Here is a 12,592-nt window from a genome sequence, read left to right as displayed (position 1 = left end):
GGCTCACATCCGGAACAGGCCGAAGGCGGACTCGCCGAGCGGCGCGGTGGCGCAGACGGACAGGGCGAGGCCCAGTACCGTGCGAGTGTCGGCTGGGTCGATGACGCCGTCGTCCCAGAGCCGGGCGGTGGAATAGTACGGGCTGCCCTGAGTCTCGTATTTCGTCAGGATCGGATCCTTGAACGCGGCTTCCGCCTCGGCCGACCAGGTGTCGCCGCCGCCCTCGATCTGCTCACGCTTGACGGTTGCGAGCACGGACGAGGCCTGCGGGCCGCCCATCACGGAGATGCGGCTGCCCGGCCACATCCAGAGAAAGCGCGGGGAGTAGGCGCGGCCGCACATGGAGTAGTTGCCGGCACCGAAGGAGCCGCCGATCACGACGGTGAGCTTGGGCACCCGGGCGGTGGCGACGGCGGTGACCATCTTGGCGCCGTGCTTGGCGATGCCGCCGGCCTCGACCTCTCGGCCCACCATGAAACCGGAGATGTTCTGCAGGAAAACGAGCGGAATTCCCCGCTGGTCGCAGAGTTCGATGAAGTGCGCGCCCTTCTGCGCGGACTCGGCGAACAGGATGCCGTTGTTGGCAACGATGCCCACCGGGTGGCCGTGGATGTGCGCGAACCCGGTCACGAGGGTGGTGGCGTATTCGCGCTTGAATTCGTGGAATTCGCTGCCGTCGACGATGCGCGCAATGACCTCGTGCACGTCGTACTGGCCCTGCACGTCGACCGGGACTGCTCCGTAGAGTTCGCCCTCATCGGCGACCGGGTCGACGGTGGCGATCACTTCCCAGGCCGGGGCCTGGGAATGCGGCAGGGTCGAGACGATGTCACGCACGATCTGCAGGGCGTGCTCGTCGTTCTCGGCGAGGTGGTCGGTGACGCCGGAGACGCGAGAGTGCAACTCGCCGCCGCCGAGCTCCTCGGCGGTGACGATCTCGCCGATCGCGGCCTTCACCAGGGGCGGTCCGCCGAGAAAGATGGTGCCTTGGCCCCGCACGATCACGGTCTCGTCGCTCATCGCCGGAACGTAGGCGCCACCGGCGGTGCAGGATCCCATGACCGAGGCGATCTGCGGAATCTTGGCCGCGGACATCCGTGCCTGGTTGTAGAAGATGCGGCCGAAGTGGTCGCGGTCGGGGAAAACCTCGTCTTGCAGGGGCAGGAAGGCTCCGCCGGAGTCGACGAGGTAGATGCAGGGCAGCCGGTTTTCGAGGGCGATCTCCTGGGCGCGCAGGTGCTTTTTCACCGTCATCGGGTAGTAGGTGCCGCCCTTGACCGTGGCGTCGTTGGAGATCACGAGTACGTAGCGGCCGTGCACGAGGCCGATGCCGGCGATGACGCCCGCGCCGGGACTGTCGTCGTTGTAGAGGCCGGTCGCGGCGAGCGGCGCGATCTCGAGGAAGGGGCTGCCGTCGTCGAGCAGTTGGTCGATGCGCTCGCGGGGCAATAACTTGCCGCGGTCGAGGTGCCGCTGCCGGGACTTCTCCGGACCGCCAATGGCCGCCGTGGCGAGGTGCTGTTTCAGGTCGGCCACGAGCTGCCGCTGGGCGGCGTCATTGGTGGCAAAGGCCTCAGCGGAGGAGTCGAGCTGACTCGCGAGTGTCTCCATCGACATCTTCCCGTTTGTGGGGCCGGAGCGCCCGGCATCAACTACAGTTAGTGTTTACTAACTGAAATTCAGGTTAGTCATGATTAACTGAAATGTCTAGTTGAAAGGCTCGCATGAGCACACCGACCGAAACGACGCCGCGCAGCCAGGCCAAGGCCGACCGCAGGGACGCCCTGCTCGGCGCTGCGGCAACCCTGTTCGCCCGCTCGGGCTTCAACGGCGTCTCGATCGAGGACCTCGGTGCGGCCGTCGGGGTGAGCGGACCGGCGGTCTACCGTCATTTCAGCGGCAAGCAGGCCGTTCTCGCCGCCCTCCTCATCGATGTGAGTGAGGATCTCGTGGCCGGCGGCCACACTGTCGTGACCGAAACAACGGATGCCGCGGCCGCCCTGCCCGAACTGGTGCGCTTTCACGTGCGCTTCGCCCTCTCCAACCCCGATGTGATCCGGGTGCAGGATCGCGACCTCGACAGCCTCGCCGAGGCTGACCGGCACCGGGTGCGCCTGCTGCAGCGCGAGTACGTGGAACTGTGGGTGGAGGTGCTGGGGCGCGTGCACCCGTCGATCGACGAAGCCCTGCTCCGAATTCGAGCCCACGCAACCTTCGGACTGCTGAACTCAACACCACACAGCGCCCGCGCCTCCTCGAAGGCGGCCGTGCGCGCCCTGCTCGAGGAAATGGCGCTGGCGGCTCTGGGCCTGCGGAGCTAGTTCCCGAGCGCGAGGCGCACACCGAGGGCGATCATCACCACGGCAATGACCGCATCAAGCACTCGCCAGGACGCCGGCTTGGCGAACATCGGCCGCAGCAGGCGCGCCCCGAAGCCAAGCGCGGAGAACCAGACGAAGCTGGCCGCAATAGCGCCTCCCGCCCACCACCAGCGTTCCGTTGCGCCCTGCTGGTTGGCGACAGCGCCGAGAAACAATACGGTGTCGAGGTAGACGTGCGGATTCAGCCAGGTGAGGGCCAGCACGCTCACGACCGCGACCCGCATGCCGGTCGTGGCCACGACCCCCGAGACGACGAGTGCACCAGGGCGAGTTGCCCGACGAGCCGCGACGAGCCCGTAGATGATGAGGAAGGCAGAGCCGAGCACGCGGATCACGATGATCGCCACCGGCGCTGCGGCGACGACTACCCCGAGCCCGAGCACGCCGGCCAGGATGAGCACGGCGTCCGACACCGCGCAGATCGCGACGACGGGAACGATGACCCGGTTGCGCCCCTCGATGCCGAGTCGCAACACGAATGCATTCTGCGATCCGATCGCGATGATGAGGGAGAGCCCGGTGGCGAGGCCGAGCAGGACTGGCAGAAAAGTTGAGGTCACCGGTGTAACGCTAGGCGCTCGCGATAATTCAGTACAGCTATTGTTTCTTAGGCTGGATAAGCTGGTCTAATGCAACGATTTACGCTCGAACAGCTCGCGACTCTGCTCGCGCTCGTGAGCGAGGGGTCGTTTGAGGCGGCCGCTGCCCGGCTGCACGTGACCCCCTCCGCGGTGTCGCAGCGCGTCAAGGCGATGGAGCAGACGAGCGGGCGGGTGCTCGTGCAGCGCACGACCCCGGTCCGGCTCACCGACGCCGGCGACGTGCTGCTGCGCTACGCGCGCCAGGTGGAGCTGCTCGAGGCCGACACGGTGCGCCAGCTGCACGAGGGCAGGTCCGACGGTCGGGCGTTTCCTGTGTCGCTCGCGGTGAATGCGGACAGCCTCGCCACCTGGTTTCTCGATGCCCTCGCCGGACTCGGAGAGACCCTCGGTGTGGCCTTCGACCTGCACCGGGAAGACCAGGAACACACGACGAGACTGCTGCGCGCCGGGACGGTCATGGCAGCAGTGACCTCCACGCGGGAGGCCGTGCAGGGGTGCATCACCGAGCCGCTCGGTCAGATGCGCTATCACGCCGTCGCGACGCCCACGTTCATCGAGCGCTGGCTGCCGACACATGGCGGCCTGATCGCCCTTCCCGGCGCACCCGTCGTCGCCTTCGAGCGCAACGATGACCTGCAGGAATCGTTTCTGCGCGACCATGCCGGCAGTGGCAGCAGCGGGCCGATCCACTACATTCCGACGTCGAACGACTTCGTGCGGGCTATTCTGCTGGGCTTCGGCTGGGGTATGCTGCCCGAACAGCAGTGCGCTGTCGAGATCGCCGATGGTCGTCTGGTCGATCTGGCCCCCAAGTCGGCGGTCGATGTTCCCCTGTTCTGGCAGCGGTGGAACCTCTCTTCGCCCCTGCTGGATGCCGTCTCGACGGCCGTGCGAGCCGAAGCCCGGACGACCCTTCGGCCGTTCTAAGCGTCAGAAGGCGGCGGTGCAGACGCAGAGCTCGTTGCCCTCGACGTCGGCGAGCACCCACCAGTCGGGTGCGTGCTCGTCGGTGAGTAGCACGCCGCCGACTTCAAGCACGGCCGCGACCCGTTCCTCGGCGTCGTCACTTGGCACGTAGACGTCGAGATGGATGCGGTTGCGGTCGGTGCGGGCGATCTCCATGTGCTGAAACCAGACCTTGGGGGCGAGGCCGCGCGGGTCCACGAGTTCGATGCCGTCGTCGCCGGCCACCTCGGTGTAGCCGAGGCCAGCGCGCCAGAATGGGCGCACGGCATCCGCGTCGGTGCAGTCGATCGCGATGTCATAGCGCGTCGGCTGCGCGGGACGCGAGGTGGCACCGAGGGTGTCGGCGATCTGCTGCACGCGGGCGGCGAGCTCGAGGTCACGCGCGGTGACTCCCCCGGCGTCGTGCGAGGTGAGGGTGAGTGAGACGGTGCCGTAACCCAGGCGTACGTCGGGGTGGTGGTTCATCTGCTCGGCCACGTCGCCGACCCGGTTGACCAGTTCCAGGGCGGAGACGAAGTCCTTGGTGCGGAAAGCGGCGTGCAGGCATCCGTCGAGGTGCACGAAAGCTGTGCCCGTCAGCTGCTTCTTCGTCGTGAGGGGGGCGAGGAGTGCACGTTGAGCGTTCATGCCTCCACTCTGCTCCGCCGCCGCACCCCGGTCAACCGCCCGTCTGGTGCATAACTCCTGCAATTTGCAGAGCCAAAACCCGGATACCCCGGAATTCCGCGGAACTCTTTGGGCGGGCTGACAAATTGCAGGAGTTATGCGCACCAGAGTGGGTAAAGACGACTAGTGCAGGGGAGGGAGCGGATCGGCCAGGGTCAGACCATGGTCAGCACGCGGGCCGGGTCGGCCAGGATCGTACCGATGTCGGCGAGAAAGCGGGAACCCTGCTCGCCGTCGACCAGTCGGTGGTCGAACGACAGGCTGAGCGTGAGCACCTTGCGCAGTGCGACCTCGCCGCGGTACTCCCACGGCCGAGAACGGATGGCGCCCATCGCCAGAATCGCCGCCTCGCCAGGGTTCAGGATGGGCGTGCCGGCATCGATGCCGAACACTCCGATATTGGTGATGGTGATCGTGCCGCCGGACAGCGCCGCCGGGGTGGTGGTGCCGGACCTGGCCGCCGTGGTGAGTTCGGCGAGCGCGGCAGCCAGGCCACGCAGGTCGAGCCGGTCAGCATCGACGATGTTCGGCACGAGCAGCCCACGCGGGGTTGCGGCAGCGATGCCGAGGTTCACGTGGTGGAACTGCACGATCTCACCGGCCGGCTCGTCCCAGCGGGTGTTCACCGAGGGGGTGCGCCCGACGGCGAGGCAGAGCGCTTTGGCCACGACGGTGAGAATCCCGATGCCGGCGCCTTCGAACTGCCGGTCGGTGCGCAGGGAATCGAGCAGTTCGACGGTCGGTGTGACGTCGATGGTGAGGAACTCGGTCACGTGCGGCGCGGTGAACGCGCTCTGCACCATCGCTGCCGCGGTGAGCTTGCGCAGGCTCTTGATCGGCGAGCGGGTCTCGCGCACGTCGTCGCCGCGGCTCGTGGCCGGTGCCGCTGTGGCCGGTGCCGCTGTGGGCGATACAGGCTCCCCGTGCAGGGCGGGAGTCGGCACGGATTCAGTGATGTGGGCGCGAACGTCGTCCCGAGTGATCAGGCCGTCTTTTCCGGTTCCGGTCACCGTAGTGAGGTCGATACCGAGGTCGCGGGCCAGGGCCCGCACCGGCGGTGTCGAGCGCGGGCGTTCGGCAAGGGAAACCGGGACGGGTGCCACGGCGGGCTGGTCGGTGGATACTGCGGCCGGCGTCACCGCGGGCACCGGCGCGGCTGTCGTCGGAGTTGCGGGAGCGGGCACCGATTGCGCGCCACCCGCGCGGGCCCGACGCTGGGGGTGGCCGCCGCGCTCGACGGCGGGGCCATAGCCGACCAGGTTGGCCTCGCGCTGCTCAGCCGGAGCGGCGGCGCCGGCCGTGGCATCCGTTGGTGCCGTAGAAGTCGGTTCGGCCCCGCCGCCGATGTCGAAGCTGACAATGGGTTCGCCGACGTGCACGACCACACCGGTCGGCTGGTGCAGCACGCTGACCACTCCAGCGAACGGGCTCGGCAGTTCGACCACGGCCTTGGCGGTTTCCACGTCAGCGATGTGCTGGTTGAGCGTAACCTCGTCGCCCGGAGCTACGAGCCAGGCCACAATCTCACTCTCGGTGAGACCCTCACCGAGGTCGGGCAGTTTGAATACCTTGATCATCGACGCCCCATGACCCGGTCGACACCGTCGAGAATGCGGTCGAGGTCGGGCAGGTAGTGGCTCTCCAGCTTGGCTGGCGGGTAGGGCACGTCGAAGCCGGTCACCCGCACCGGGGCGGCCTCCAGGTAGCTGAAGCAGCGTTCGGTGATGGTCGCGATGATCTCCCCGCCGAGTCCACCCGACTGGGCCGCCTCATGGGTCACCACCACACGCCCGGTCTTTCGAACAGATGCCTCCACCACCGCATAGTCCACCGGTGACAGCGACCGCAGGTCGATGACCTCGATCGAGATTCCCTCGTCGAACGCGGCCAGCGCCGCGTCCTTCGCGGTGGACACGAGCGCGCCGTAGGTGAGGAGCGTGACATCCGTTCCCGGAGTCACGATGACGGCTTGCTCCATCGGGGCGCCGAGCTCCGGCACGACCTCACCCTTCACGTGGTAGCGACGCTTGGGTTCGAAGTAGAGCACCGGGTCGTCGCTGGCGATGGCCTGGCGAATGAGGCTGTAGGCGTCTTGGGCATTGGAGACGGCGATCACGCGCAGTCCGGAGGTGTGGGTGAAGTAGGCCTCGGGTGATTCGGAGTGGTGTTCGGCCGCTCCGATTCCGCCGCCGAATGGCACCCGGATGGTGATCGGCATGCGCACGGCTCCCTGGGTGCGGTAGTGGAACTTCGCGACCTGGCTGACGATCTGGTCGAAGCCGGGAAAGATGAAGCCGTCGAACTGAATCTCGCAGACCGGGCGGTAGCCACGGTAGGCCAGGCCGACTGCGGTGCCGATGATTGCCGATTCGGCGAGCGGTGTGTCAATGACCCGGCGAGCGCCGAACTGGGCGAGCAGGTCGCTCGTGACCCGGAAGACACCACCGAGGGCGCCGATGTCCTCGCCGAGGAGCACCACCTTGGGGTCGTCGAGCATGGCCTGGCGCAGGCCCTCGTTGATGGCCTTGCCCATGGTGAGGGTCTTGGTCTCGGTCAACGGGACCGGCTTCGGGGCATCAAGGCCGGGCAAGGTGGTGGGGGTCGTCAGGGTGGTCATGGTCATCACATCGTTCCATTTTGTTCAGCAATATCGAATTGTGTTCCAAAGCTCGTGAGATACCCGGCATACTCGGCGCGCTGGCGCTCCAGGGTGGCGTTGGGAGTGGAGTAGACATGGTCGAATACGCTGAGCGGCTCGGGGTCCGGCATGCCGATGCAGCCGGCGCGCAACTCGGCGGCCGCGGCATCGGCGATCGCCTGGGTGGCCGCTTCAACCTCGGGGGTGATTTCACCGAGCTTCGTCAGTAACCGGTGCAAACGCAGCAACGGGTCGCGGGTCTTCCACTCGGCCAGTTCGGCCGGGTCTCGGTAGCGGGTGGGGTCATCCGCTGTGGTGTGCGGTCCCATGCGGTAGGTGACCGCTTCGATGAAGGTGGGGCCGCCGCCGGTGCGGGCCCGGTCGAGTGCGATTCGGGTCGCGGCCATGACCGCGATCACGTCGTTGCCGTCGATGCGCAGGCTCGGGATGCCGAAACCCGGCGCGCGATCGGCGATGTTGCGGTGAGCCTGTACCCCGATCGGTTCGGAGATGGCCCACTGGTTGTTCTGGCAGAAGAAGACGACCGGGGCCTGGAAACTCGCCGCGAAGACCATGGCCTCGTTAACGTCCCCCTGGCTCGTGGCGCCGTCACCGAAGTAGGTGATGGCCACGGCATCGATTTCGTCGCGCTGGGCGCCGAGGGCCCAGCCGGTGGCGTGCAGGGTCTGCGCGCCGATGATGATGTTCGGGGTGGCCATCTGGACGGTGTACGGGTCCCAGCCGGACTGGGCGTTGCCGCGCCAGACCTTGACGATGTCGGTGAGGTTCACGCCGCGACAGTAGGCGACCGCGTTCTCGCGGTAGCTCGGAAAGATGAAGTCGTCGCTGCGCAGGGCGCGAGCGGAGCCGACCTGCGCGGCTTCCTGGCCGAGCAGCGGCGGCCACAGGCCGAGTTCGCCCTGGCGTTGCAGGGCGGTCGCCTCGGTGTCGATGCGGCGCACCACGACCATGTCGCGGTAGAGCGCCAGAAGGGCCAACCCGTCGAGATCGTCGACCCACGGGTCGAAGTCGGGCCGGGGCATCCGCTCGCCGTCAATCGAGAGAAGCTGCACCAGCTGGGGGGAGAAATCAATCATGGGTCGCTCCGAGCGTCATTGCTAAAGTTGACGTGAGCCTATGTCGACCCGACAGGGAGCACAACCACTGTGAAAAATAGTGAGCAGAGTGCCCTATTCAGGCTCGCCAGACCGTGTTAATGTTTTACACTATGTACAGCCTTGACAAGACCGACACGAAGCTACTCCAAGCGCTCTCCGCCGACCCGCGCAGCACCTTCGTCGCGCTCGCCGACACCCTGGGCCTCTCCCGCAACACCGTGCAGGCGCGCATGAAGCGATTGGAAGACTCTGGCGCGTTTCTCGGCTTCGATCGCCGGATTAATCCGGCCGCCCTCGGCTACCCGCTGACCGCATTCATCGAGGTGCACGTGCAGCAGAAAAGGCTCGCGCAGATCGTGATCGACCTCGCGCTGATCCCCGAAATCGTGCAGGCGCACGGCATGAGCGGGCAGACCGACCTGCTGGTACGGGTCGTCTGCACGGATGCCGCCGACCTGTTTCGCATCGACGGCACGATCCTCGCCTGCGAGGGTGTCGAACGCACGGAGACCTCGCTGGCCATGGGCGAGGTCATCCCGTATCGCCTCACCCCGCTGCTCGACCGTGGCTAGTCGTCGGGATCTATTTGCTAATTTCTTCATATAGTTATATAAAGAAGTAATGAAGTTATTTGCGCTGGTAGTCTTGCACTCAACCAGACGCACCGCAGAATCCGTCGCCTGCCCAACACCTTCGACTTTCGCGCTCCCCACAGAAGGCACCAGCTTCGTGAACATGCATGCACACCGGGGACTCGTATGAGCTTCCTGCGATTGGCCACCCTTATTCGTAACGGCTCACGCATCGCCGAACCGGCCCCGCCCGCCCCGCCACTGTTGGCGGGAGCTGAAGTGTTCGGTGGCAGCGTGCAGGTGCGGTTCATCAACGCCGGCGGCTGCAACGACTGTGCGCTCGAAGTGTCCGCAGCCTTCGGCCCGGTCTACGACGTGGAACGCTACGGCGTGCGCCTCGTGCCCTCACCGCGGCATGCCGACGTCCTTCTCATCGTCGGCAGTGTCACCCGCAATATGGCGGAGCCGCTACGTCGGACGATTGAGGCCACCCCGACCCCCCGGTTTGTGATCGCGGTCGGCGACTGTGCCCTGCACGGCGGTGCCTTCCGCGACGGCTACGGCATCATGGGTCCGGTGTCCGACTTCGTGCACGTAGATATCGAGGTACCAGGCAGTCCGCCGGAACCGACCGAAATCGTGCAGGCCCTCCGCCGGATGACCGGCCGATGACCGGCATCGGAGCTGGGCTCCTCCTGCAACTGGGCCTCGGCGCGCTGGCCGTCACGAGCGCCCTTCTGGCGGCACCCTCCCTGCGGTCACGGGCGGGCGGCATCCTCTGTACCCTCATCGCCGTCACCGGCTTTGTGACCGGCCTCGGTGCCCTGCTCGGCGCCACCGGCGGCCTGCTCATTCCGATCGCCCTGCCGATGGACCCGCTACTGCTGGCCCCCGACCGCCTCGGCGGCCTGTTCATGCTCGTGGTTTCCGGCGTCGGCATTCTCGTGTCGCTCTACTCGATGAGTTCCACCCGCGGCCCCGACGCCAGCCGCACCGCCTGGGTGGCGATGCCGGTATTCCTCGTGGGAATGCAGCTGGTACCGGCCGCGACCGACTCGGTGTCGTTCCTGCTGGCCTGGGAGATCATGACCCTCGGCTCCACCGTGCTGCTGCTCGCCGACCATGCCAGCCGCGCCACCGTCGCCTCGGCCGGCATCTGGTACTCGGCCATGTCCCAGTTGAGCTTCTTCTTCATTCTGGCCGGATTCGCCGTGCTCGCTGCCGCGTCGGGCGGAACCAGCTTCACCAACCTGCAGGCGATCGAACCCGGTTCGTGGGCGGCGAACGTGGCCTTCGTGCTATTCCTACTCGGTTTCGGCGGCAAGGCCGAACTGGTGCCGCTGCACGTCTGGGTCCCCCGGGTGCTGCCCGAAGCTCCCAGCCACGTCTCGGCCGCGATGAGCGGGGCCATGGTCAAGATCGGCGTGTACGGCGGTTTGCTGGTCTGCGTACGGCTGCTGCCCGACGGTCCGGCTTGGTGGGGGATCGCGATCATGCTGGTTGGAGGCGCATCCGCTCTTTACGGCATTCTGCAGGCGTCCGTGTCGAGTGACCTCAAGGTGTTGCTCGCCTACTCGACCACTGAGAACATGGGCCTGGTCTTTCTCGGCCTCGGGGCGAGTATGCTGCTGCGCGGCTACGACGCCACCGCAGCAGCAGATGCCGCGCTCGTCGCCGCCCTGCTCCTCGCCGTCAGCCACGCCGCGTTCAAATCCACGCTGTTCCTCGGTGCCGGCGCCGTCATCCACGCCACCGGCGAGCGCAACCTGGACCGCCTCGGCGGACTCGGCGCCCGCATGCCGGTCACCGCCGCCGCGTTCGGCATCGCGAGCCTCGGCGCCGCCGCCATTCCGATCACCAGCGGCTTCGTCGCCGAGTGGATGCTGCTGCAGTCGCTCATCCACGGTGGTCGTCAGGGCGGGGCGGTCGTCTCGGTCGCGGCATCCGTCGCCATGCCCCTGGCCGTCGCCGTGATCGCCCTCACCGCGGGCCTGGCCCTGCTCACCTTCGTCAAGGCCTACGGCATTGCCTTCCTGGCCCGCCCCCGCAGCGCCCCAGCAGCGGATGCCCGCGAGGTGCCGCCGCTCATGCAGCTCTCCCTCGCGCTCGGCGCCCTCTCCGTGCTCGCTCTCGGGCTACTCCCCGGGCCGATCGCCGCGCTCGTGGCGAACACGGTCAGCTCGAACCCCACCGCCGCGGTGCAGTCGGTCGGTCTGGGCGGGGTGTCGCTACCCGGTATCGGGGCGGTACTGGACCCGATCATGCTCGTCGTGCTCTCCGCCCTCGTCGCCATCCCGGTGGTCGTGTCGATCGTCGTGTCGGCCCGGCGGCATCCGCATCGCACCGTCGACCTGCCCTGGGGCGGCGGCGGTTCCCGGGCGCGGCCGCGCATGCAGTACACGGCGACGTCCTACGCCGAACCACTGGTGCGGGTCTTCGACGACGTGCTCAAGCCGTCCCGTGATGTGCAGGTCACCCACGTGGCTGAGTCGCGCTATCTGGTGGAAAAAGTACGGGTCGAACAACACGTCTCCGACGTGATTGAAACCCGGCTGTATCGGCCGGTACTCAACCTGTTCCAGCGTTACGGCATCGTCGTACGGCATGTGGCCAACGGCAGCATCCACCGCTATCTGTCCTATTCTTTCGTTGCTCTGCTGATCGTGCTGATTGTGGTCTCGCTATGAACGCCGTCGTCAGCGCCATCATCATCGCTTTCGTGCAGGTCCTGCTGTTTGTCTTCCTCGCCCCGCTCCTCATGGGCGTGATCCGCCAGGTGCGGGCCACCATCGAAGGTCGAGCCGGTGCCGGAATCTGGCAGCCCTGGCGCGACGTGCGCAAACTGCTCGCGAAGAATCCGGTGCGTGCCGAAGGCAGCAGCTGGATGCTCAAGGCAGGCCCGGTCGCTCTGATGGTCTCCAGCCTGCTGCTCTGCGTGCTGCTGCCGCTCGTGGGGACCATACCGTTCCCGTCCATTCCGAGCGACCTGTTCGTGGTCGTCTCGGTCATGCTCATCGGCGTGGTCGCGCTCGCTCTCGTCGGACTCGACGGCGGTACGGCCTTCGGCGGCATGGGATCCAGCCGACATATGACCGTCGCGGCCCTGGTCGAACCCACCCTGTTGCTCTCGGTCTACGCTCTGTCGATTCCGGCCGGAACCAGCACGATCTCGGCGATCGTCGAGACCCGGCTGTTCTCCCCCGAGGTGATCATCTCGCCGGTCAGTGTGTTGGCGCTCGTGGCATTGTCGATTGCGATCATGGCTGAAACAGCTCGGCTGCCCGTCGATAATCCGGGCACCCACCTCGAACTGACCATGCTGCACGAGGCAATGACCCTCGAAGCGAGCGGCCGCGACCTGGCCTGGCTCGAGGTCGGCTCCTGGCTGAAACTGGCCGCCCTGCTCGGCCTGGTCAGCAACCTGGTCGTGCCGTGGGGTGTCGTCACCGATTTCAGCGCCCTGGGCCTCGCGATCGGCGTGGTCAGCATCGCCGTGAAAGTGCTCGTGCTCGGTGTTCTGCTCAGTGTCGGCGAGATCTTTTTGGCCAAGGTGCGCCTGTTCCAGGTCCCCGAGCTTCTCGCGGGTTCCTTTGCCCTCGCCTTCCTGGCCGTCACCGCCTCCTACCTGGTCGCCTGAGGAGCATCCGTC

The 12,592-nt window shown here is 66.8% G+C and carries 12 protein-coding genes; 6 read left to right on the top strand and 6 right to left on the bottom strand.

All coding sequences use genetic code 11. The annotated features are described in order from the left end of the window. Window positions 1-3: 3 nt before the first annotated feature. Entirely contained in the window at window positions 4-1,611 is a 1,608-nt protein-coding gene (locus E3T29_RS00475; RefSeq protein WP_134343689.1) for a carboxyl transferase domain-containing protein, read from the bottom strand. Between the two features lie 113 nt (window positions 1,612-1,724). On the opposite strand from E3T29_RS00475, the gene E3T29_RS00470 reads away from it, so the two are divergent. Then, window positions 1,725-2,321 carry a TetR/AcrR family transcriptional regulator gene (locus tag E3T29_RS00470; protein WP_134343632.1) on the top strand — a complete coding sequence of 199 codons (597 nt, stop codon included), beginning with the start codon at window positions 1,725-1,727 and terminating at the stop codon, window positions 2,319-2,321. On the opposite strand, the gene E3T29_RS00465 is transcribed toward E3T29_RS00470, so the two are convergent. Further along, window positions 2,318-2,941: a LysE/ArgO family amino acid transporter gene (locus E3T29_RS00465; RefSeq protein WP_134343631.1), complete on the bottom strand. Its 624-nt coding sequence runs from the start codon at window positions 2,939-2,941 to the stop codon at window positions 2,318-2,320. The two genes, E3T29_RS00470 and E3T29_RS00465, sit on opposite strands and share 4 nt — an antisense overlap. Before the next feature lie 69 nt (window positions 2,942-3,010). On the opposite strand from E3T29_RS00465, the gene E3T29_RS00460 reads away from it, so the two are divergent. Beyond that, window positions 3,011-3,910, top strand: coding sequence for a LysR family transcriptional regulator ArgP (locus tag E3T29_RS00460; RefSeq protein WP_134343630.1), 900 nt, complete (start codon window positions 3,011-3,013; stop codon window positions 3,908-3,910). A 3-nt stretch (window positions 3,911-3,913) separates the two neighbouring features. Here E3T29_RS00460 and E3T29_RS00455 read toward each other — a convergent pair whose 3' ends face one another. The 4 genes from E3T29_RS00455 to pdhA all read right to left on the bottom strand — a co-directional run bounded on the left by E3T29_RS00455 (window position 3,914) and on the right by pdhA (window position 8,350). Next, window positions 3,914-4,576, bottom strand: coding sequence for a VOC family protein (locus E3T29_RS00455; protein ID WP_134343629.1), 663 nt, complete (start codon window positions 4,574-4,576; stop codon window positions 3,914-3,916). A 194-nt stretch (window positions 4,577-4,770) separates the two neighbouring features. After that, window positions 4,771-6,192, bottom strand: a complete 1,422-nt coding sequence (locus E3T29_RS00450) for a dihydrolipoamide acetyltransferase family protein (protein WP_134343628.1) — start codon at window positions 6,190-6,192, stop codon at window positions 4,771-4,773. After that, on the bottom strand, window positions 6,189-7,148 hold the full coding sequence (locus E3T29_RS00445; RefSeq protein WP_233206121.1) for an alpha-ketoacid dehydrogenase subunit beta: 960 nt from the start codon (window positions 7,146-7,148) through the stop codon (window positions 6,189-6,191). The genes E3T29_RS00450 and E3T29_RS00445 overlap by 4 nt, the downstream gene beginning before the upstream one ends. 89 nt (window positions 7,149-7,237) lie before the next feature. After that, the gene (pdhA, locus tag E3T29_RS00440) at window positions 7,238-8,350 is read right to left on the bottom strand and encodes a pyruvate dehydrogenase (acetyl-transferring) E1 component subunit alpha (RefSeq protein ID WP_134343627.1); all 1,113 of its coding nucleotides are present in this window, start codon (window positions 8,348-8,350) and stop codon (window positions 7,238-7,240) included. Window positions 8,351-8,481: 131 nt separating this feature from the next. Here pdhA and E3T29_RS00435 point away from each other — a divergent pair, with 131 nt between their 5' ends. The 4 genes from E3T29_RS00435 (at window position 8,482) to E3T29_RS00420 (ending at window position 12,580) form a co-directional block, all read left to right on the top strand. Then, the gene (locus E3T29_RS00435; protein WP_092340996.1) at window positions 8,482-8,943 is read left to right on the top strand and encodes an Lrp/AsnC family transcriptional regulator; all 462 of its coding nucleotides are present in this window, start codon (window positions 8,482-8,484) and stop codon (window positions 8,941-8,943) included. A 186-nt stretch (window positions 8,944-9,129) separates the two neighbouring features. Beyond that, window positions 9,130-9,615, top strand: coding sequence for an NADH-quinone oxidoreductase subunit B family protein (locus tag E3T29_RS00430; RefSeq protein ID WP_092340995.1), 486 nt, complete (start codon window positions 9,130-9,132; stop codon window positions 9,613-9,615). Further along, complete coding sequence (locus E3T29_RS00425; RefSeq protein WP_134343626.1) at window positions 9,612-11,630, top strand: proton-conducting transporter membrane subunit; 2,019 nt, start codon at window positions 9,612-9,614, stop codon at window positions 11,628-11,630. Before E3T29_RS00430 ends, E3T29_RS00425 begins: the two co-directional genes overlap by 4 nt. Further along, window positions 11,627-12,580, top strand: coding sequence for a respiratory chain complex I subunit 1 family protein (locus E3T29_RS00420; protein WP_134343625.1), 954 nt, complete (start codon window positions 11,627-11,629; stop codon window positions 12,578-12,580). Before E3T29_RS00425 ends, E3T29_RS00420 begins: the two co-directional genes overlap by 4 nt. Window positions 12,581-12,592: the final 12 nt, after the last annotated feature.

Origin of the sequence: Cryobacterium sp. TMT1-66-1 (assembly GCF_004403435.1) — a bacterium.
Lineage (GTDB): Bacteria > Actinomycetota > Actinomycetes > Actinomycetales > Microbacteriaceae > Cryobacterium > Cryobacterium flavum.
This window is presented reverse-complemented; position numbering and strand designations above follow the sequence as displayed.

Coding starts and splice junctions, on each gene's coding strand:
- E3T29_RS00450 (WP_134343628.1), bottom strand. CDS start 6,192: ATGATCAAGGTATTCAAACTGCCCGACCTCGGTGAGGGTCTCACCGAG.
- E3T29_RS00420 (WP_134343625.1), top strand. CDS start 11,627: ATGAACGCCGTCGTCAGCGCCATCATCATCGCTTTCGTGCAGGTCCTG.
- E3T29_RS00430 (WP_092340995.1), top strand. CDS start 9,130: ATGAGCTTCCTGCGATTGGCCACCCTTATTCGTAACGGCTCACGCATC.
- E3T29_RS00425 (WP_134343626.1), top strand. CDS start 9,612: ATGACCGGCATCGGAGCTGGGCTCCTCCTGCAACTGGGCCTCGGCGCG.
- E3T29_RS00460 (WP_134343630.1), top strand. CDS start 3,011: ATGCAACGATTTACGCTCGAACAGCTCGCGACTCTGCTCGCGCTCGTG.
- E3T29_RS00475 (WP_134343689.1), bottom strand. CDS start 1,611: ATGGAGACACTCGCGAGTCAGCTCGACTCCTCCGCTGAGGCCTTTGCC.
- pdhA (WP_134343627.1), bottom strand. CDS start 8,350: ATGATTGATTTCTCCCCCCAGCTGGTGCAGCTTCTCTCGATTGACGGC.
- E3T29_RS00470 (WP_134343632.1), top strand. CDS start 1,725: ATGAGCACACCGACCGAAACGACGCCGCGCAGCCAGGCCAAGGCCGAC.
- E3T29_RS00445 (WP_233206121.1), bottom strand. CDS start 7,148: ATGGGCAAGGCCATCAACGAGGGCCTGCGCCAGGCCATGCTCGACGAC.
- E3T29_RS00435 (WP_092340996.1), top strand. CDS start 8,482: ATGTACAGCCTTGACAAGACCGACACGAAGCTACTCCAAGCGCTCTCC.
- E3T29_RS00455 (WP_134343629.1), bottom strand. CDS start 4,576: ATGAACGCTCAACGTGCACTCCTCGCCCCCCTCACGACGAAGAAGCAG.